This is a genomic window from Streptomyces sp. Z423-1 (assembly GCF_013009255.1).
Taxonomy (GTDB): domain Bacteria; phylum Actinomycetota; class Actinomycetes; order Streptomycetales; family Streptomycetaceae; genus Streptomyces; species Streptomyces gossypiisoli.
Genome location: NZ_CP053109.1, coordinates 3,412,976 through 3,430,339 on the forward strand (window position 1 = coordinate 3,412,976; position 17,364 = coordinate 3,430,339).

Sequence of the window (17,364 nt, forward strand, 5' to 3'; positions counted from 1 at the left end):
GGCCGCTCGCCGCCCTACGCTGACGGCATGTCAGATGACGAGTCGTACGAGCTGCTCGGTTTCGACAACGTGCTGTTGCCCGTCGGGGACCTCGGTGAGGCCGTGGGGTTCTACGAGCGGGCCGGGTTCACGACGGGGTTCCGGCTCGACGAGGCCGGGATCGCGTTGCTGAAGGTCGGGGGCGAGACGCCCGGGCTCCTGTTGCGCCAGGAGGACGAGTTCGGGCACCGGCCGCCGCCGTGGCCGTCCCCGCGGGTGTGGGTGGAGGTGCCGGACGCGCGGGCGGCGGCCGAGGCGCTGACCGCCGCGGGCATCCCTCTGCTCGACGAGCCGAGCCCCGTGGCCACCGGGTGGGCCGTCGAGATCGCCGATCCCTGGGGGAACGTCCTCGGTTTCACGGACTACAGCAAACGGCCGGAGCTGGGCCGAAGATCCTGACGCCAGGCGCCCGCACATCCACCTTGAACGTGTTCAAAAACAGGGCTACAGTCTCCCCTGTCAGCGTTTTGAACGCGTTCAAGAAAGGGTGGGGGGACATGGACCGCACGGTCGTCGCCTACGTCATCTACCTGGTCGTCAGCATCGCCCTGACCGTCTGGGTGGCCCGTACGCTCAGCCGCAACGGACGGATCTTCCTGGCCGAGGTACTGCACGGCAACGAGAAGCTGGCCGACGCCGTCAACCACCTCCTGGTGGTCGGCTTCTACCTCGTCAACCTCGGTTTCGTCGCGCTGTACCTGAGCGGCGACGAGACCATCACCGACACGCGCGGCGTCTTCGAGGCGCTGTCGACCAAGCTGGGCGTGGTGCTGCTGGTGCTCGGGGTGATGCACCTGGGCAACGTGTATGTGCTCAACCGGATCCGGCGGCGCGGGGCGATGGAGCGGGAGCAGCTGCCGCCGGTCCCGCCGCAGGGCTGGGTCGCTCCGACGGCCAAGGCGTGAGCACCGTGGGGACCGCGGGCGCGGAGGGGGACCGGGGCGGGAGCACCGCAACGGTCCCGGAGGGGGGCCGGGGCGCGGTGCGCGTCCCGGTTCGCCGGCTGACCGTGCTGTACGACGCCGAGTGCGCCCTGTGCACCTTCCTGCGCGACTGGCTCGTACGGCAGCGGCAGCTGGTGCCGCTGGACCTGGTGCCGGCCGGTTCCGCCGAGGCCCGTCAGCGCTTTCCCGGCCTCGATCACCGCGCCACCCTCGACGACGTCACCGTCGTCGGGGACGGCGGCCAGGTGTATCAGGGCGCCGCCGCCTGGATCGTGACACTGTGGGCGCTGCGCGAGCACAGGGGACTCGCGCATCGCCTCAGCACCCCGGCGGGGATGCGGGTCGCCAGGAAGGCCGCGCTGGCCGCCGCGAAGTGGCGCGGCGGGCAGTGGGGCGGGCAGGCGTACCCGCGCGCGGAAGGGTGGACGTACGAGCCGGACCTGGGCTGGATGTACGTCCCACCGGGCTGCGCGGGCGGCGCCTGTCCCACTGACTAGGCTCTTTCCGTGCCCGAGGACGCCAAGAACCCGCAGAACGTGCCCACCAAGTCCGAGCAGACCCGTGCGCTGATCCTGGAGACGGCGATGCGGCTGTTCCGGGAGCGCGGGTACGACAAGACCACCATGCGGGCCATCGCGCAGGAGGCCGGGGTCTCCGTCGGCAACGCGTACTACTACTTCGCCGGCAAGGAACACCTGATCCAGGGCTTCTACGACCGGATCGCCGCCGAGCACCAGGCGGCGGTCCGGGAGGTGCTGGACCGGGAGACCGACCTGGAGGCGCGGCTCGCGGGCGTCCTCAGGGCATGGCTGGACGTGGCGAAGCCGTACCACGAGTTCGCGGTGCAGTTCTTCAAGAACGCCGCCGATCCCGACAGCCCGCTCAGCCCGTTCTCCCCGGAGTCGGAGCACGCGCGCGTGGAGGCGATCAGCGTCCACAGGGAGGTGCTCGCGGGCGCCACGAAGACCAAGGTCCCCCAGGAGCTGCGGGACGTGCTGCCGGAGCTGATGTGGCTGTCCCAGATGGGCCTCGTGCTCTATTGGATCTTCGACAGGACCGAGGGGCGCGAGCGGAGCTACCGGCTGGCCGAGCGGGGGGCGCGGCTCACCGCGCGGGGGGTGGCGCTGGCCCGGTTCCGGGTGCTGCGGCCGCTTGTGCTGGAGGTGCATGAGCTGTTCACGGACTTCTTGCCGGGGATGACGCGGGTGTTGCCGGATCCGGCAGTCAAGCGGCGGGGGGAGTGATCCACTTTGGGGTGAAGCGTCCGTCACGGGACACCATGCATCAGGGCTGCCTACGATGATGCTCTCGACACCAGCCCACGGGAGGCACGTCATGTCCGCAGCAGCTGTTGAGCGGCCCTTCGGTGCTCGGCCGCTAACGGTCCTGGCCGACGAGATCATGGAGCGACGTCCGGGCTATCGCGTCGAGATCATCGGAGGCCAGATCCTCGTGACCCCGTCCCCGGACGCCCCCCATGCACGGGCCTTGGACCGGCTGAGGGACCCCTTCGCCGAGGCTGGGCTGGCCGGAAGCGAGACCGAAGTCCTGCAGAACATCAGCATCTGGCTCCCCGATGGTCCCGAGGACTACGCCACACCTGACCTGTCCGTGGTGGATGCTGACATCGACAACTACTACGTCGAGAACAACGCTTACGACCCCGTCGCCTTCCGGTTGGTTCTGGAGGTGACCTCCAGCAACTGGAAGATCGATCTCCAGACCAAGGTCACCGCTTATGCCAACGCCAAGGTCCCGGTCTACGTCATCGTCGACCGCAAGCACCAGCGCCTCCACGTCCTTACCGACCCCGCCGAGGACGAGTACGCGAACCACCGCGTCCACGCCCCAGGCGAGATCGTCACGCTCCCTGAATCCATCGGCGCCAAGGTCACCCTCGATGTCGAGAAGATCCTGAAAGCCGGACAGCGGACAGCGGACAGCTAGTTGACCGCGTCCACCTCCCCCTCAGCCACCTCCGCCAACTCCACGTCGTACACCAACGGCCCCTCCTCCACGACCACATGCCGTGCCCGGGAGCCCAGCCCGCTCGCCGTCGCCGCCAGCAGATACGCCCCCGGCCCCGGCACCGCGACGATGTACGAGCCGTCCGCCAGGGACGTCACCCGGTCGAGCTGACGGCCGCCACGCGACAGCAGCGTCACCGCCGCTCCCTCCACCGGATCGCCGTCCGCCGTGCGGATGAAGCCGTGGATCACCGACGACGGCCCTTCGGGCACCGTCTCCACCGGCTCCTCCTTCGGCTCCACCGCCAGATGCGGCAGCCGCTTCTCCAGCCCCGCCGGCAGCCACCAGTTGGCCCGCCCCAGCAGATGCATCGCCGCCGGCACCAGCGCCGTACGCAGGATGAACGCGTCCAACGCGACCGCCGCCGCCAGGCCGATGCCCGCCATCGCGCCCTCCATGTCGCCGCTCAGGACGAAGGCGCTGAACACGCAGATCATGATCAGGGCCGCGCAGTTGATGACCCGGCTGGTCTCCGCGAGGCCGACCCGGACCGCCCGCGCGTTGTCCTTCGTGTGCACCCACTCCTCGTGCATCCGGCTCACCAGGAACACCTGGTAGTCCATGGACAGGCCGAACAGCAGGGACAGCATGATGACCGGCAGGAACGCCGTGATCGGGCCCTCCTTGCCGATGCCGAGCAGCTCCGTGCCCCAGCCCCACTGGAAGATCGCCACCAGGACACCGAAGGACGCGGCCGCCGCGATCAGGTTCATCACCGCCGCCGTCAGCGGGACCACCAGTGAGCGGAAGGCCACCAGCAACAGCAGGAAGCCGAGCGCGATGATCGACGCGATGAAGTACGGCAGCCGGTCGCCCGTCACCGACGCGAAGTCCTTGAAGACCGCCGTCACGCCACCTACATGGGCCTCGGCGCCGGACGCCGGGATCACCTCGTCGCGCAGTACGTCGATCAGCCGGTCGGTCTCCTCGGACTGCGGTGACGTCGTCGGCACCACCTGGATCACGGTGACGTCGTTCACGGGCGGTACGGCGGCCACCTGGGCGACGCCCTCGGTCGACTCGATGCGTGAGACGAGCGAGTCGGGGGCCTGGCCGTCCACCACGACCTGGAGCGGGCCGTTGACGCCGGGGCCGAAGCCCTCGGCGAGCAGGTCGTACGCCTGCCGGGTGGTCGTCGTCTCCTGGTGGTTGCCCTGGTCGGTGGCGCCCAGCCGGATGGACAGGACCGGGAGGGACAACACCACCATGACCGCGAGCGCCAGTGCCGCGATCGCACGCGGGCGCCTTTGGACGTACGACGACCAGCGCGCCGCGAGTCCGCTCGCCTCCTCCGGCTCCGGTCCCGCATGGGCCAGCCGGTGCCGCTGCCGGCGGCTGAGCACCCGCATGCCGAGCAGGCCCAGCAGCGCGGGCAGCAGCGTGACGGCCGCGAGGACGCTGAACACGACGGTGAGGGAGGTCGCGATGACCACACCGTCCAGGAAGCGCAGGTTCATCACCAGCATGCCGGCCAGCGCGATGCAGACCGTGCCGCCCGCGAACAGCACCGCGCGGCCCGAGGTGTTGAGGGCGGTGACGGCCGCATCCTCCGGCTTCGTACCGCGCAGGATGCCGCGCCGGTGCCGGGTGACGATGAACAGCGCGTAGTCGATGCCGACGCCGAGGCCGATCAGCGAGCCCAGCAGCGGGGCCACGTCGGGCACGTCCGTGACATGGCTGAGCAGCATCGTCGAGAGCATGCCGGTGCCCACACCGAAGATCGCCACGACGATCGGCAGCAGCATCGCGAACAGCGAGCCGAACGCGAGGAACAGCACGATCGCCGCCGCCACGATGCCGACCAGCTCGGCCGTGCCGGTGGGCGGCTCCTGGGTGCGGGCGATCGCCTGGCCGCCCAGCTCGACCTGGAGGCCGTCGCGTTCGGCCGCCTGTGCGGTGTCGACGACGTCCTCGATCAGCTCCATCGGGATGGCGTTCGCCTGTTCGGTGAAGGTGATCTGGGCGTACGCGATCCGCCCGTCCCGACTGATCTGCGCCGCGCCCCGCTCACCGGCGTACGGGCCGGCGACCTCGCCGACGCCGTCCATCCGGCCGATCTCGGCCAGCGCGGGCTCGATCCGGGACCGTACGTCCGCGTCCCGCACCGAGCCCTCGTCGACCTTCCACACCACCGTGTCGGTGTCGCCGGCGCTCTCCGGGAAGGCCTTCTCCATCAGGTCGTACGCGCGTTTGGAGTCGGTGTTCGGCAAGGAGAACACGTTCGCGTAGTCCGTGCCCGCCGTCGTCGCCGAGAAGCCCAGTCCGAACAGCGCCCCCACCCACAGCACCAGGACCACCAGCCGGTGCCGATAGCACCACCGTGCCAATGTCGCCACGCTCAACGCTCCTTCGTCGCAAGTCGGTTGGTCCCCCAGGTCCTGCGCACCAGGATTGGTGGCGGCACGCGCGCGTGGACACGACCCGGCCATGACTCTCAAGGAACTCCAAAGCGAACCGGGCCCCGTTGTCATTGCCCGCGCCGATACTGGGGGCATGACGACGGCTCCCGGCACCGTGCTGGTCGTGGAGGACGAGGTGAGCATCGCCGACGTCCTCGCGATCGCCCTGCGCTACCACCGTTTCGAGGTCATGACCGCGGGCACCGTCCGCGAGGCGCTCACCCTGGCCGAGCGCACCCGGCCCGACGCGGCGCTGCTCGACGTCATGCTCCCGGACGGCGACGGCCGGGCGCTGGGCCGTGAACTGCGTGAGCGGCGCCCCGACCTGGCGCTGGTCTTCCTGACCGCGCGCGACTCGCCCGCGGAGATCGTCGGCGCCCTCGGCTTCGGCGACGACTACATCACCAAGCCGTTCAACATCGACGAGGTGGTCGCCAGGGTGACCGCGGTGCTGCGCCGCACCCGCCCCGCCGACGTCCTGCCGCAGCGACCGCCCCTGCGGTACGGCGACCTGGAGCTGGACGAGACGACGTACTGCGTGCACCGCGCGGGCAAGTCCGTCGAGCTGACCCCGACCGAGTACGCCCTGCTGCGCTTCCTGGTGCGCAACGGCGGCCGGATCGTGCCCAAGGAGCAACTGCTGCGGCACGTCTGGCAGTACGAGCACCTGCCGCCCGAGTCGACCGTCGTGGAGACCTACATCAGCTATCTGCGGCGCAAGCTGGACACCCTGGGACCGCCCGTGATCACCACCCGGCGCGGCGTCGGATACGGACTGGCATGAGGCGGCCGACGTGGCGCTGCGAGCGCGGCCCGCGCTCCCTGCGCGGCAAGCTGACGCTGGCGAACGTGCTGCTGCTGGCCCTCGGTGTCGTCGTGGCGACCTGTGTCAGTGTGATGGGCATGCGGCTCTATCTGCTCGACGCCGTCGACCGGCAGCTGATGCTGTCCAGGGACTCGATCGGCGACGTGCCGCTGACGTTCGAGCAGGTCGACTCGATGGCCGCGCTGTTCGCCCTCAGCGAAAAGCTGGCCCCCGACTCCGCGGGCGCCGAGGCCGACTCACCGGTGCAGGGCTCGGTCTTCGTGGCCGTGGACCGCGGCGGGCAGGCCCGGACCCTCGGCGGTCTCGCGCCGACCGGAACCCAGCGCGCCCTGGCCGCTGCCGTGGACGACCCGGCGGCCCTCACCGCCGACCCAGAGCCGCACGACGTCGAGGTGCGGGGCGACCAGTACCGCGTCACCGCCGGACAGCTCGCCGACGGCACGACCGTGCTGCTCGCCACCTCCACCGAGTCGCTGCACCAGGTCGTCGCCCGGGCCGTCAAGCTCGACCTCGCCGCCGGCACGCTGCTGCTGGCCATGCTGGCCTGGCTGACGATGGTCAGCGTGCGCCGCCGCACCCAGCCCCTGGAGGACATGGTCGAGACGTCGACGGCCATCGCCGAGGGCGACCTCACCCGGCGCGTGCCGTCCAGCCGTGAGCCCACCCTGGAGGTCGAGCAGCTGCGGCTCGCCCTCAACTCCATGCTCCACCAGGTGGAGTCGGCGTACCGCACGCGCGAGCGCAGCGCGGCCCAGTTGCGCCGCTTCGTCGCCGACGCCTCGCACGAGCTGCGCACGCCGCTGTCCGCGATACGCGGCTACCTCCAGCTCTACGACAAGGGCATGCTGCGTGATCCGGCCGACCGCAAACGCGCCTGGGAGCGGGTCCTCGCGGAGACCGACCGCATGGGCCGGCTCGTCGACGAACTGCTCACCCTCGCCCGCCTCGACCAGCAGCCCGAACTGCGCTTCCGCAACGTCGACGTGAGCCGTCTGGTGCGCGAGGCGGCCGAGGATCTGCGCGTCCAGCAGCCGGAGCGGCCCATATCCGTCCACGCCGACGGCTCGGTGCTGGTGCACGCCGACGAGTCCGGGCTGCGCCAGATCCTCGGCAACCTGCTGGCCAACGTGCGCATCCACACGCCCCCCGACGTGCCGGTGCGGCTCGGGGTGGAGCGGGATGACGACGGGGTGGTGCGGCTGTGCGTCGCCGACGACGGGCCCGGGCTGGACGAGCAGGACGCGGCCCGCATCTTCGACCGCTTCTTCCGCGCGGCAGGCGGCGCGGGCAGCGGGCTGGGGATGGCGATCGTGCAGGGGGTGGTCCAGGCGCACGGGGGTGAGGTGGGGGTGTGTACGGCACCGGGTGCGGGACTTGCGGTGACGGTGACGTTGCCGGTGCGGGCGCCGGTGCGGGTGTAGGGCCGGGCCGGGCCGACGGAGGGCATACGGCCTACGCCTCGGCGTGTATCAGCGCCCACACTGTCTTGCCGTGGCTGCCCCGGCTCCACACCCCCCACGCCGCGGCGATGTGTTCCACCAGGTGCAGGCCCCGGCCCGCCTCCTCGGTGTCGTCGACCGGCCGGAGGCGGGGTATGTGGCGGCCCTCGTCGGAGACCTCGATGAGGCAGGAGCCGTCGGCGAGCGCGGTCACCGCGACCTCGAACTCCGCCTCCGTGCGCGGTCCGTGGCGTACGGCGTTGGTGGCGAGCTCGGACACGAGCAGCACGGCGTCGGTCAGCGACGGGGCGTCGGGCCCGTGCCCCCAGTCGGTCAGATGGTCCCGCACCCGGCGTCGCGCGAGACCGACGGACGCCGGGTGCCGGGGCAGCCGGAAGGCGTAGCGTCTCACCACGTTCGCTCCTCACCGCACGCACACCTCCGACACATGGTGCTGTGTCCGGGCGCTGTCCGGCGGCACTTGGGCGGATCCGGTGGGCGCACTTCGCCTGCGGCGGGCCTACGCCTGTGTCGACGCCAGCTCGACCACCGTGATGTCGGAGGGGGCGCCCACGCGCGTGGGCGGTCCCCAGGCGCCCGCGCCGCGGCTGACGTACAGCTGGGTGTCGCCGTAGCGTTCCAGACCGGCGACGGTCGGGTTCGCGGCCGCCGCGAGGAGGTTGCCGGGCCACAGCTGGCCGCCGTGGGTGTGACCGGAGAGCTGGAGGTCCACGTCGTGCTTGACGGCCTCGTGGATCTGGACCGGCTGATGGGCGAGGAGCACGCACGCGCGCGTGGCGTCGCGGTCGCCGAGCGCCGTGGCGTAGTCCGGGCCCTGGCCCTCGCTCTCGCCCGCGACGTCGTTGACGCCCGCCAGGTCGAACCAGGGCAGTTCCGTCCGCGCGTTCTCCAGCGGGCGCAGGCCGAGCCGCCGTACCTGCTCGACCCACTGCTCGGCGCCGGAGAAGTACTCGTGGTTGCCGGTGACGAAGTACGCGCCGTGCCGGGCGCGCAGCTGGGCCAGGGGCGCGGCGGCGGGACCCAGGTCCTGCACGCTGCCGTCGACCAGGTCGCCGACCACCGCAATGAGGTCGGGCTGCGTGGCGTTGATCGTGTCGACGACCTTCTGGGCGAAGCCCCGGCCGAGCACCGGGCCCAGGTGGACGTCGCTGACCACCGCGATCCGGAAACCGTGCCCCGCGCGCGGGAGCTTGGCCAGCGGGACGGTGACGCGCTTGACGCCGGGGCCGTTCAGGACGCCGTAGGTGCCGGTGCCGACCGTGCCGACGGCGGCCACGGCGGCGGCGCCCGCGATGACGCGGGAGACGAAGAGGCGGCGGGAGGGGGACTGCGGTTCCGCTGCGGGGGTGGGTGCCTCGGCCTCGGGGGAGACGGGCGCGTCCGGGGAAAGGGGCGTGTCCGGGGAAAGGGGTGCCTCCTGCGAAAGCGGCTCCTCCGTGGCGACGGCCTCCGTGGGCGGTGCTCCGGCCGGTATCGGCTCCGGCCGCGGTACGTCGGCGGGGGCGGGCACCTGCTTCCGCGCGTCCCGGCGTTCCAGGAAACGCCGGAGCAGCGGTCGTACCACCTCACCCGCGACCACGGCGAGCAGCAGATAGATCGACAGCGCGAGCCACAGGAAGCCCGGCCAGGCCAGGGTCTGCTGGAGCCAGAAGGGGGCGCCCGCGCGTTCGGCCACCAGGGCGCCGATCGCGAGCACCCAGCCGCCCCCGATCAGCACCGCCCCGGCACGGCGCAGCGCGCCCGCTCGCCGGGTCGTGTCGCGGAAGAGGCGGCGCCACAGATACCAGTTCGCCACCACGAGGACGCTCACGACGACGAGCAGAAAGACGATCACCATGCTGCTGTTCTCTCCTTGGCCGGGGTTCGGATCGCTATGACTTGTGGCGCAGTGCGCGCAGTCCGCGCAACCCAATGACCCCGATGACCGTCCCCAATACGAGGGAGACGACGGCGAGCAGCAGATGCACCCAGAAGTACGCCGTCGGCTGACCGTCCTCGAACGCCAGCCCGCTGCTGTCCTTGATCAGGTTGTTGATGAAAGTGACCCAGATGACCCAGCTCCACACCCCGAAGGCGAGCAGGAACCAGGAGATCGGGCGGCTGAGTTTCATGCGTTCAGTATCGCCGCCGGGTGTCCGGTTCGTGCGCAGGGGTGGGGAGGGGCGCGGGACTTCCGGGGACCGTACATGTACGTTCTCGATCGTGCCCGCACCCAAGAAGAACGCCCGGCGATCGCTGCTGCTCGCTTCCGCGACTCTGTTGTCCGTTTCGCTGACCGCGCCCGCCGCCTTCGCGGCGCCCCGCCCGACGCCGAGTTCGTCGCCGAGTTCGTCGCCGAGCCAGTCGGCCACTCCCCCGGCGAACATGTCGACCGTGGGCGGCGCGCGGCTCGGCCGTCCGGGGACGCAGGTGAACCTGGCGAGCGGGGTCCCGGTCCTGCCCAAGGACGTCACCGCGCGGTCCTGGATCATCGCCGACGCCGAGTCGGGCGAGGTGCTCGCCGCGCACAACGCGCACTGGCGGCTGGCCCCGGCGAGCACCCTGAAGATGCTGTTCGCGGACACGCTGCTGCCGAAGTTCCCCAAGACGGCGACCCGCAAGGTGGCCCCCTCCGACCTGGCGGGCATCGGTTCCGGCTCCAGCATGGTCGGCATAAAGGAGAACGAGACGTACACCGTCCACGACCTGTGGCTCGGTGTCTTCCTGCGCTCCGGCAACGACGCCGTGCACGTGCTGTCCGCGATGAACAAGGGCGTCAAGAACACCGTCCAGGAGATGAACCAGCACGCCGAGGAACTCCAGGCCCTCGACACGCACGTGGTCAGCCCCGACGGCTACGACGCCCCCGGCCAGGTCTCCTCCGCGTACGACCTGACGCTGATCGCCCGCTCCGGGCTGCAGAAGAAGGACTTCCGCGAGTACTCCTCGACGGTGACCGCGAAGTTCCCGGGCGAGACGGCGAAGAACAAGAAGGGCAAGACGGTCCGGAAGTCCTTCGAGATCCAGAACACCAACCGGCTGCTGACCGGCGACTACGACATCTCCCAGTACCCGGGGATCGCGGGCGTCAAGAACGGCAACACCACCAACGCGGGCTCCACCTTCACCGGCGTCGCCGAACGGGACGGCAAGGTGCTGCTGGTCACCGTGATGAACCCGCAGAAGGCCGAGCACAACGAGGTCTACAAGGAGACCGCGCGGCTGTTCGACTGGGGTTTCAAGGCGGCCGGGAAGGTGGAGCCGGTGGGTGAGCTGGTTCCGCCGAAGAGCGCGGCCGACGCCCAGCCGGGCGCCACCGCCTCCAGCGAGGCGAACGACGCCGACGGGTCCGGCGAGGCGGGCGGCGGCACCGGGACCGGGACCGGCGGGGATTCGGCCAAGCCCGTGGCGAGCGCGACGACCGAGAGCGGCTCCAGCGGCATCGGCATCGCCTTCGCGATCACGGGCGGGCTGCTGGCGCTGCTCGCGGGCGGGGCGTTCCTGGTGAACCGGCGGTGGCCGCTGCGTCGGCGGTGACCACCTGACAGGTCGTCGGGGGTTGCTGCTCAGCCCCCGGTCGCCTCCTCAGTCGCCCCCTTGCTCGGCGTCGCCGTCCAGGCCGCACAGAACAGGACCAGCTTCGAGGTGAAGTTGATCCACAGCAGCAGGGCGACGGGGACGCCGAACGCGCCGTACATGCTCTTCGCGGCCACGCCCTGCATATAGCCGCTCAGCAGCAGCTTCAGCAGCTCGAAGCCGATCGCGCCGACCAGCGCGCCCACGATCAGCCGCCGCCGGGTCGGCTCGACACCGGGCAGCAGGGTGAGGACGTACAGCAGGAGCAGGAAGGCGGCGAGTACGGCGACGGCGAACGCGGCGACGCGCAGCAGCAGGCTGCCCCAGCCGTGCTCGTCGAGACCCAGTTGGCGGGCGATCCAGCCGACCGCGGCCGAGGCGACGGCGGACGCGGCAAGGGTGACGAGCAGCGCCCCGCCAAGGCCCAGCAGGACGACCGCGTCCTTGGCCTTGCGCAGGACGGGGTTCTCCTCGTCGTCCGGCAGCTCCCACACCGCGCGCAGACAGTCGCGCATCGAGCCGACCCAGCCGATGCCGGTGAGCAGCAGCAGGGCGCCGGCGATGAGGCCGACGGTGCCGGCGTTGTCGACCAGGGAGCCGATGTTCAACTGGTCGGAGATGCCGGGGATCTGGTCGGCGATCCTGTCCTGGATCTCCTTCTGCTGCTCGGCGCTGAGGGTGGCGGCGGTGATCGCGGCGCCCACGGTGAGCAGCGGGAACAGCGCGACGAAACTGGTGAACGTCATCGCGGCGGCCAGCCGTGTCCACTTCACGCGGTCCAGCCGCTCGTACGACCGCCAGGCGTGCGTGGCCATCAGACGGGTGGCCAGGGGGCCGATGACGGGGAGCTTCTTCAGCCAGTCCATGCCCCGAGCCTGCCCTCCACCGCACCGTCGATCCGCCCGACGCGGCCGTCGGCCGCACCATCACTGCCCAACGGTGTGCGTCCGCCCGGGCGGCTCACCAATGGGCCACCGCCAGACCGTACATCGCCAGCCAGATCACGCCGATGACGGCGAGGGCGCGGTCGCGCAGGATCACGTCCTCGGGTTCGCCCGCCGTGCCACGGTCGGCGAAGACGGCGTAACGGAGGATCGCGACGATGAAGGCGGCCATCGACAGCTGACGCCAGGGCAGCAGGCCGCTGTGCTGGGTGCCGCCGCCCTCCAGCGCCCACAGGCAGTAGCCGAGGACGGCGACACCGGCCGCCAGTTGCCAGACGAAACGCAGGTATCCGGTGGAGTACTCGGTCAGCAACGCGCGCGTGGCACCTGCTCTTCCGGTCATCTGTACGGCTTCGGAGTAGCGCTTGGCCGCCACCATGAACAGCGCGCCGAACCCGGCCGTGATCAGGAACCAGCGCGACAGCGGGATGCGGAGGGCGAGTCCGCCGGCCATCGCCCGCATCAGGAACCCGGTCGTGACGACCACGAGATCGACCACCAGGACGTGCTTGAGGCTGACGCAGTACGCCAGTTGCATGCCCAGGTAGGCCACCAGCAGGGCCGCTACGGCCGGCGGGCACAGCCAGGCCGCCACGGCGGGCGCGAGGACGGCGAGGGCGCCGCCGACGGCGTACGCGCCGGCCACCGGGAGCTCGCCCGCGGCGACCGGACGGTGCCGCTTGACGGGATGCGCCCGGTCGGCCTCCGCGTCCCGGGCGTCGTTGATCAGGTACACGGCGGCGGAGCAGGCCGTGAACAGGGCGAAGAGCAGGGCCAATTGGGTGAGGGCGTGCCGGGAGAAGAGCTGGCCGGCGGCGGCCGGGGCGGCGACGACCAGGACGTTCTTGACCCACTGTTTGGGGCGGGCGGTTCTGAGGAGGGCCGCGGGGAGGGCGGCCCCCACCGCCTGATGTGGAGTGCGGGCCGCCTCGACGTGCCGGTGGTCCATGGGGACTCACTGTTCACGTCAACCTTCTGGCAACTCCGGCAATATTGAGCGACATCCCATTAATCACCCGTTTCGGGTAGCTGACGAATGTTTCAGGATGAATGCGACACATAGGGCGTTACGGTCACGACCATGCCTGCCCACACCGCCCCCCACACCACCCTTGCTTCCGTCGCCGGGTGGGGCCGCACCGCTCCCACCACCGCCCGGGTGATCCGCCCCCGGACGTACCAGGAGGCCGTGGCAGCCGTCCGGGACTGCGGGGCTCGCGGCGGCATCGCGAGGGGTCTGGGGCGGGCGTACGGGGACGCGGCGCAGAACGCCGGCGGGGCGGTGCTCGACATGACGGGCCTGGACCGGATCCACGCCATCGACGTCGGCGGCGGGACCGTCCTGTGCGACGCGGGCGTCTCCCTGCACCGCCTGATGGACGTGCTGCTGCCGCTCGGCTGGTTTCTGCCCGTCACGCCGGGCACGCGGCACGTCACGGTCGGCGGGGCGATCGGCGCCGACATCCACGGCAAGAACCACCACGTCGCGGGCTGCTTCGCCCGCCACGTACCGTCCCTGGAACTCCTCACCGCCGACGGCGGCATCCGCACCGTCGCCCAGGGCACCCCCCTCTTCGACGCGACCGCGGGCGGCATGGGCCTCACCGGCGTCATCCTGACGGCAAGCGTCCGGCTCCAGCCGGTCGAGACGTCATGGATGCTGGTCGACACCGAGCGCGCCGGCGACCTGGACGACCTGATGGCCCGCCTGACGGCCACCGACCACCGCTACCGCTACTCGGTCGCCTGGATCGACCTGCTGGCCCGCGGCGCGGCGACGGGCCGCGCGGTACTGACCCGCGGCGACCACGCACCGCTGGAGGCACTGCGTGAGGGCACGCGCGCGCGTAGAGCCCCTCTCGCCTTCCGCCCCACGCGCTTGCCCACCGCCCCCGATGTGGTGCCGGAGGGCCTGCTGAGCCGCCACACGGTCGGATTGTTCAACGAACTCTGGTTCCGCACGGCACCACGCGCGCGTACCGGCCATCTCCAGAAGCTCTCCGCCTTCTTCCACCCCCTGGACGGCGTACCGCACTGGAACCGGATCTACGGCCGCGGCGGCTTCGTGCAGTACCAGTTCGTCGTCGGATACGGCCAGGAGGAGACCCTGCGCCGGATCGTGCGGCGCGTCGCCGCGCGCCGCTGCCCGTCCTTCCTGGCCGTCCTCAAGCGCTTCGGGGACGCCGACCCGGGCTGGCTCTCCTTCCCCGTGCCCGGCTGGACGCTGGCGCTGGACATCCCGGCGGGCCTGCCCGGTCTCGCCGCCTTCCTCGACGAGCTGGACGAGGAGGTGGCGGCCGCGGGCGGCCGTGTCTACCTGGCCAAGGACTCCCGGCTGCGCCCCGACCTGCTCGCCGCGATGTACCCGAGGCTCGCCGACTTCCGCGCCCTGCGCGCGGAACTGGACCCGCGCGGGGTCTTCGCCTCGGACCTCTCCCGCCGACTCGGCCTCTAGCCCGCCCCTACGTCAACCCCAGCCCGCCCGCCCCTCCAGGAGCTGTCATGAAGGACGCCTTCGGTCTCCCCCAGTCCCTCCTCGTCCTCGGCGGCACGTCCGAGATCGCGCTGGCGACCGCCCGCCGCCTGATCGTCCGCCGTACGCGCACGGTGTGGCTGGCCGGACGCCCCTCGCCCGCCCTGGGGGAGGCCGCCGACGGCCTGCGCGCCCTGGGCGCCGACGTGCACACCGTCGCGTTCGACGCGCTCGACCCCGAGTCCCACGAGACGGTGCTCGACAAGGTCTTCGCGGAGGGCGACATCGACATGGTGCTGCTCGCGTTCGGCATCCTCGGCAACCAGGCGCGCGACGAGCGCGAGCCGGTGAGCGCGGTGCGTGTCGCGCAGACCAACTACACGGGAGCGGTCTCGGCGGGCCTGGTCGCCGCCCGCGCGCTGCAGGCCCAGGGCCATGGCTCCCTGGTCGTCCTCTCCTCGGTCGCCGCCGAACGCGCCCGCCGCGCCAACTTCATCTACGGCTCCAGCAAGGCGGGCCTCGACGCGTTCGCCCAAGGGCTGGGCGACGCGCTGCACGGAACGGGCGTCCACGTCATGGTCGTACGCCCCGGATTCGTCCGCTCGAAGATGACCACCGGCCTTGAGGAAGCCCCGCTCGCCACCACCCCCGAAGCGGTCGCGACGGCCATCGAACTGGGTCTGCGCCGCCGCTCGGAGACGGTGTGGGTACCCGGATCGCTCCGTCTGGTGATGGCTGCGCTACGACATGTCCCGCGCGGGGTGTTCCGGCGCCTGCCGGTGTAGCCACGCCGGCGTGATCCGCCGGACGGCCCTAGCGGCTGGGAATGGTGCCCCGCTCCACATGTCCCGCCTGCGGAGGCACCACCGCACCGCCGAACGCGAACTCCCGCAGCTTGCGCCAGACGCCGTCGCTGCCCTGCTCGTACAGGGCGAAGCCGCTGCAGGCCCACGCGGCCTGGTAGTCGGCGAGTTCCTCGAAGGCGCGGTCCATGGCCGCCTCGTCGATGCCGTGGGCGACGGTGACGTGCGGGTGGTACGGGAACTGCAGTTCGCGGGCCACCGGGCCGGAGCCGTCCCGGACCTGCTTCTGCAGCCACGTACAGGCCTCGGCGCCCTCGACGACCTGGACGTACACGACCGGCGAGAGGGGCCGGAAGGTCCCGGTGCCGGACAGCCGCATCGCGAAGGGGCGCCCGGCGGCGGCGACCTCGGCGAGGTGCGCCTCGATCGCAGGCAGCTCCGAGTCGTCGGCCTCCGTCGGCGGCAGCAGGGTGACATGCGTGGGGATACCGTGAGCCGCGGCGTCGCCGAAGCCCGCGCGCCGCTGCTGGAGCAGGCTGCCGTGCGGCTCCGGGACCGCGATCGACACACCGATCGTTACGGTCCCCACGTCGTCTCCTGTCGTCGTGTCGGGTACGGGCCTCAAGCCGGCACGGGCGGCCGCGGGTGCGGCCGTCCGGCTATCGACTGTACGGCTCCGGCTGTGCCGTGGGCAGGCGCAGCCGCAGTGATGTGCAGCGCTTGTGCGGTGTATGGGGGTACGGCCCGGCGTCGCGGGTGTACGACCGGGGCCGCTGGTGTACGGCCGGGGTCGCGGGTGTGCGGCCCCGGGGTACGGGCGTACGGCCCCGAGGTACGGGCGTACGGCCCGGCTCAGTGCTTGGCGGGCAGGAAGCCCACCCTGTCGTAGGCCTGTGCCAGGGTCTCCGCGGCGACGGCGCGCGCCTTCTCCGCGCCCTTGGCCAGGATCGAGTCCAGCGTCTCCGGGTCGTCGAGGTACTGGTTGGTCCGCTCCCGGAACGGCGTCACGAACTCGACCATGACGTCGGCGAGGTCCGTCTTGAGCGCACCGTAGCCCTTGCCGACGTATTTCTCCTCCAGTTCCGCGATTCCCGTCCCGGTGAGGTTCGAGTAGATGGAGAGGAGGTTGCTGACGCCCGGCTTGGCCTCGGGGTCGAAGCGGATCACGGTGTCCGTGTCGGTGACGGCGCTCTTGACCTTCTTCGCCGTGGCCTTGGGCTCGTCGAGCAGGTTGATCAGGCCCTTCGGCGTGGACGCCGACTTGCTCATCTTGATCGACGGGTCCTGAAGGTCGTAGATCTTGGCCGTCTCCTTGAGGATGTACGGCTTCGGGACCGTGAACGTCTGGCCGAAGCGGCCGTTGAAGCGCTCGGCGAGGTCGCGGGTGAGCTCGATGTGCTGGCGCTGGTCCTCGCCGACCGGGACCTCGTTGGCCTGGTAGAGGAGGATGTCCGCGACCTGCAGGATCGGGTACGTGAACAGGCCGACGGAGGCCCGGTCCGCGCCGTGCTTGGCGGACTTGTCCTTGAACTGGGTCATGCGGGACGCCTCGCCGAAGCCGGTGAGGCAGTTCATGACCCAGGCGAGCTGGGCGTGCTCGGGGACGTGGCTCTGGACGAACAGCGTGCAGCGCTCGGGGTCGAGTCCGGCCGCGAGCAGCTGGGCGGCGGCGAGCCGGGTATTGGCGCGCAGGTCCTTGGGGTCCTGCGGGAGCGTGATCGCGTGCAGGTCGACGACCATGTAGAACGCGTCGTGGGTCTCCTGCAGGGCCACCCACTGGCGGACGGCGCCGAGGTAGTTGCCGAGGTGGAACGAGCCTGCGGTGGGCTGGATTCCGGAGAGCACGCGGGGTCGGTCAGAGGCCATGCTCACCATTCTCTCAGGTTCCGGGGG

General features: G+C 71.2%; 18 protein-coding genes. 10 read left to right on the forward strand and 8 right to left on the reverse strand.

Going from position 1 to position 17,364, the window contains the following annotated elements:
• The first annotated feature begins 27 nt into the window (after positions 1-27).
• From HJD23_RS15285 to HJD23_RS15305, 5 genes are all read left to right on the forward strand, one after another.
• Positions 28-438, forward strand: a complete 411-nt coding sequence (locus HJD23_RS15285; RefSeq protein ID WP_171114267.1) for a VOC family protein — start codon at positions 28-30, stop codon at positions 436-438.
• A 98-nt stretch (positions 439-536) separates the two neighbouring features.
• Positions 537-944, forward strand: a complete 408-nt coding sequence (locus HJD23_RS15290; protein ID WP_171114268.1) for a hypothetical protein — start codon at positions 537-539, stop codon at positions 942-944.
• Between the two features lie 77 nt (positions 945-1,021).
• Entirely contained in the window at positions 1,022-1,480 is a 459-nt protein-coding gene (locus HJD23_RS15295) for a DCC1-like thiol-disulfide oxidoreductase family protein (RefSeq protein ID WP_171118787.1), read from the forward strand.
• A 9-nt stretch (positions 1,481-1,489) separates the two neighbouring features.
• Positions 1,490-2,227: a TetR family transcriptional regulator gene (locus HJD23_RS15300; protein WP_171114269.1), complete on the forward strand. Its 738-nt coding sequence runs from the start codon at positions 1,490-1,492 to the stop codon at positions 2,225-2,227.
• A 91-nt stretch (positions 2,228-2,318) separates the two neighbouring features.
• The gene (locus HJD23_RS15305) at positions 2,319-2,930 is read left to right on the forward strand and encodes a Uma2 family endonuclease (protein ID WP_171114270.1); all 612 of its coding nucleotides are present in this window, start codon (positions 2,319-2,321) and stop codon (positions 2,928-2,930) included.
• Here the strand turns inward: HJD23_RS15305 and HJD23_RS15310 are convergent.
• Positions 2,927-5,338 (reverse strand): MMPL family transporter, encoded by a 2,412-nt coding sequence (locus HJD23_RS15310; protein ID WP_171118789.1) that lies wholly within the window; start codon positions 5,336-5,338, stop codon positions 2,927-2,929. The genes HJD23_RS15305 and HJD23_RS15310 overlap by 4 nt on opposite strands.
• 166 nt (positions 5,339-5,504) lie before the next feature.
• On the opposite strand from HJD23_RS15310, the gene HJD23_RS15315 reads away from it, so the two are divergent.
• A complete protein-coding gene (locus tag HJD23_RS15315) occupies positions 5,505-6,194 on the forward strand; it encodes a response regulator transcription factor (RefSeq protein ID WP_171114271.1) in 690 nt (229 codons plus the stop codon).
• The gene (locus HJD23_RS15320; RefSeq protein WP_171114272.1) at positions 6,191-7,657 is read left to right on the forward strand and encodes a HAMP domain-containing sensor histidine kinase; all 1,467 of its coding nucleotides are present in this window, start codon (positions 6,191-6,193) and stop codon (positions 7,655-7,657) included. The genes HJD23_RS15315 and HJD23_RS15320 overlap by 4 nt, the downstream gene beginning before the upstream one ends.
• Before the next feature lie 31 nt (positions 7,658-7,688).
• On the opposite strand, the gene HJD23_RS15325 is transcribed toward HJD23_RS15320, so the two are convergent.
• The 3 genes from HJD23_RS15325 to HJD23_RS15335 all read right to left on the reverse strand — a co-directional run bounded on the left by HJD23_RS15325 (position 7,689) and on the right by HJD23_RS15335 (position 9,807).
• A complete protein-coding gene (locus HJD23_RS15325; protein WP_171114273.1) occupies positions 7,689-8,090 on the reverse strand; it encodes an ATP-binding protein in 402 nt (133 codons plus the stop codon).
• Positions 8,091-8,195: 105 nt separating this feature from the next.
• Entirely contained in the window at positions 8,196-9,533 is a 1,338-nt protein-coding gene (locus tag HJD23_RS15330) for a metallophosphoesterase (protein ID WP_171114274.1), read from the reverse strand.
• A gap of 34 nt (positions 9,534-9,567) precedes the next feature.
• The gene (locus HJD23_RS15335) at positions 9,568-9,807 is read right to left on the reverse strand and encodes a hypothetical protein (RefSeq protein WP_171114275.1); all 240 of its coding nucleotides are present in this window, start codon (positions 9,805-9,807) and stop codon (positions 9,568-9,570) included.
• A gap of 91 nt (positions 9,808-9,898) precedes the next feature.
• Between HJD23_RS15335 and HJD23_RS15340 the strand changes: the two genes are divergently transcribed.
• A complete protein-coding gene (locus HJD23_RS15340) occupies positions 9,899-11,212 on the forward strand; it encodes a D-alanyl-D-alanine carboxypeptidase (RefSeq protein WP_346770306.1) in 1,314 nt (437 codons plus the stop codon).
• Between the two features lie 29 nt (positions 11,213-11,241).
• On the opposite strand, the gene HJD23_RS15345 is transcribed toward HJD23_RS15340, so the two are convergent.
• Together HJD23_RS15345 and HJD23_RS15350 are read right to left on the reverse strand one after the other, a co-directional pair.
• The gene (locus HJD23_RS15345) at positions 11,242-12,117 is read right to left on the reverse strand and encodes a YihY/virulence factor BrkB family protein (protein WP_171114277.1); all 876 of its coding nucleotides are present in this window, start codon (positions 12,115-12,117) and stop codon (positions 11,242-11,244) included.
• Positions 12,118-12,211: 94 nt separating this feature from the next.
• On the reverse strand, positions 12,212-13,144 hold the full coding sequence (locus tag HJD23_RS15350; protein ID WP_171114278.1) for a decaprenyl-phosphate phosphoribosyltransferase: 933 nt from the start codon (positions 13,142-13,144) through the stop codon (positions 12,212-12,214).
• Between the two features lie 132 nt (positions 13,145-13,276).
• Here HJD23_RS15350 and HJD23_RS15355 point away from each other — a divergent pair, with 132 nt between their 5' ends.
• Together HJD23_RS15355 and HJD23_RS15360 are read left to right on the forward strand one after the other, a co-directional pair.
• Positions 13,277-14,650, forward strand: a complete 1,374-nt coding sequence (locus HJD23_RS15355) for an FAD-binding oxidoreductase (protein WP_171114279.1) — start codon at positions 13,277-13,279, stop codon at positions 14,648-14,650.
• Positions 14,651-14,697: 47 nt separating this feature from the next.
• Positions 14,698-15,453: a decaprenylphospho-beta-D-erythro-pentofuranosid-2-ulose 2-reductase gene (locus tag HJD23_RS15360; protein ID WP_171114280.1), complete on the forward strand. Its 756-nt coding sequence runs from the start codon at positions 14,698-14,700 to the stop codon at positions 15,451-15,453.
• A gap of 28 nt (positions 15,454-15,481) precedes the next feature.
• Here HJD23_RS15360 and HJD23_RS15365 read toward each other — a convergent pair whose 3' ends face one another.
• Together HJD23_RS15365 and trpS are read right to left on the reverse strand one after the other, a co-directional pair.
• The gene (locus tag HJD23_RS15365) at positions 15,482-16,060 is read right to left on the reverse strand and encodes a 2'-5' RNA ligase family protein (protein WP_171114281.1); all 579 of its coding nucleotides are present in this window, start codon (positions 16,058-16,060) and stop codon (positions 15,482-15,484) included.
• Between the two features lie 263 nt (positions 16,061-16,323).
• Entirely contained in the window at positions 16,324-17,337 is a 1,014-nt protein-coding gene (gene trpS / locus HJD23_RS15370) for a tryptophan--tRNA ligase (protein ID WP_171114282.1), read from the reverse strand.
• Positions 17,338-17,364 lie beyond the last annotated feature (27 nt).

Excerpts from the sequence above, each read along its gene's own strand:
- HJD23_RS15285 (WP_171114267.1), top strand. The coding sequence starts at position 28 with ATGTCAGATGACGAGTCGTACGAGCTGCTCGGTTTCGACAACGTGCTG.
- HJD23_RS15290 (WP_171114268.1), top strand. The coding sequence starts at position 537 with ATGGACCGCACGGTCGTCGCCTACGTCATCTACCTGGTCGTCAGCATC.
- HJD23_RS15305 (WP_171114270.1), top strand. The coding sequence starts at position 2,319 with ATGTCCGCAGCAGCTGTTGAGCGGCCCTTCGGTGCTCGGCCGCTAACG.
- HJD23_RS15315 (WP_171114271.1), top strand. The coding sequence starts at position 5,505 with ATGACGACGGCTCCCGGCACCGTGCTGGTCGTGGAGGACGAGGTGAGC.
- HJD23_RS15320 (WP_171114272.1), top strand. The coding sequence starts at position 6,191 with ATGAGGCGGCCGACGTGGCGCTGCGAGCGCGGCCCGCGCTCCCTGCGC.
- HJD23_RS15330 (WP_171114274.1), bottom strand. The coding sequence starts at position 9,533 with ATGGTGATCGTCTTTCTGCTCGTCGTCGTGAGCGTCCTCGTGGTGGCG.
- HJD23_RS15335 (WP_171114275.1), bottom strand. The coding sequence starts at position 9,807 with ATGAAACTCAGCCGCCCGATCTCCTGGTTCCTGCTCGCCTTCGGGGTG.
- HJD23_RS15345 (WP_171114277.1), bottom strand. The coding sequence starts at position 12,117 with ATGGACTGGCTGAAGAAGCTCCCCGTCATCGGCCCCCTGGCCACCCGT.
- HJD23_RS15350 (WP_171114278.1), bottom strand. The coding sequence starts at position 13,144 with ATGGACCACCGGCACGTCGAGGCGGCCCGCACTCCACATCAGGCGGTG.
- HJD23_RS15355 (WP_171114279.1), top strand. The coding sequence starts at position 13,277 with ATGCCTGCCCACACCGCCCCCCACACCACCCTTGCTTCCGTCGCCGGG.
- HJD23_RS15360 (WP_171114280.1), top strand. The coding sequence starts at position 14,698 with ATGAAGGACGCCTTCGGTCTCCCCCAGTCCCTCCTCGTCCTCGGCGGC.
- trpS (WP_171114282.1), bottom strand. The coding sequence starts at position 17,337 with ATGGCCTCTGACCGACCCCGCGTGCTCTCCGGAATCCAGCCCACCGCA.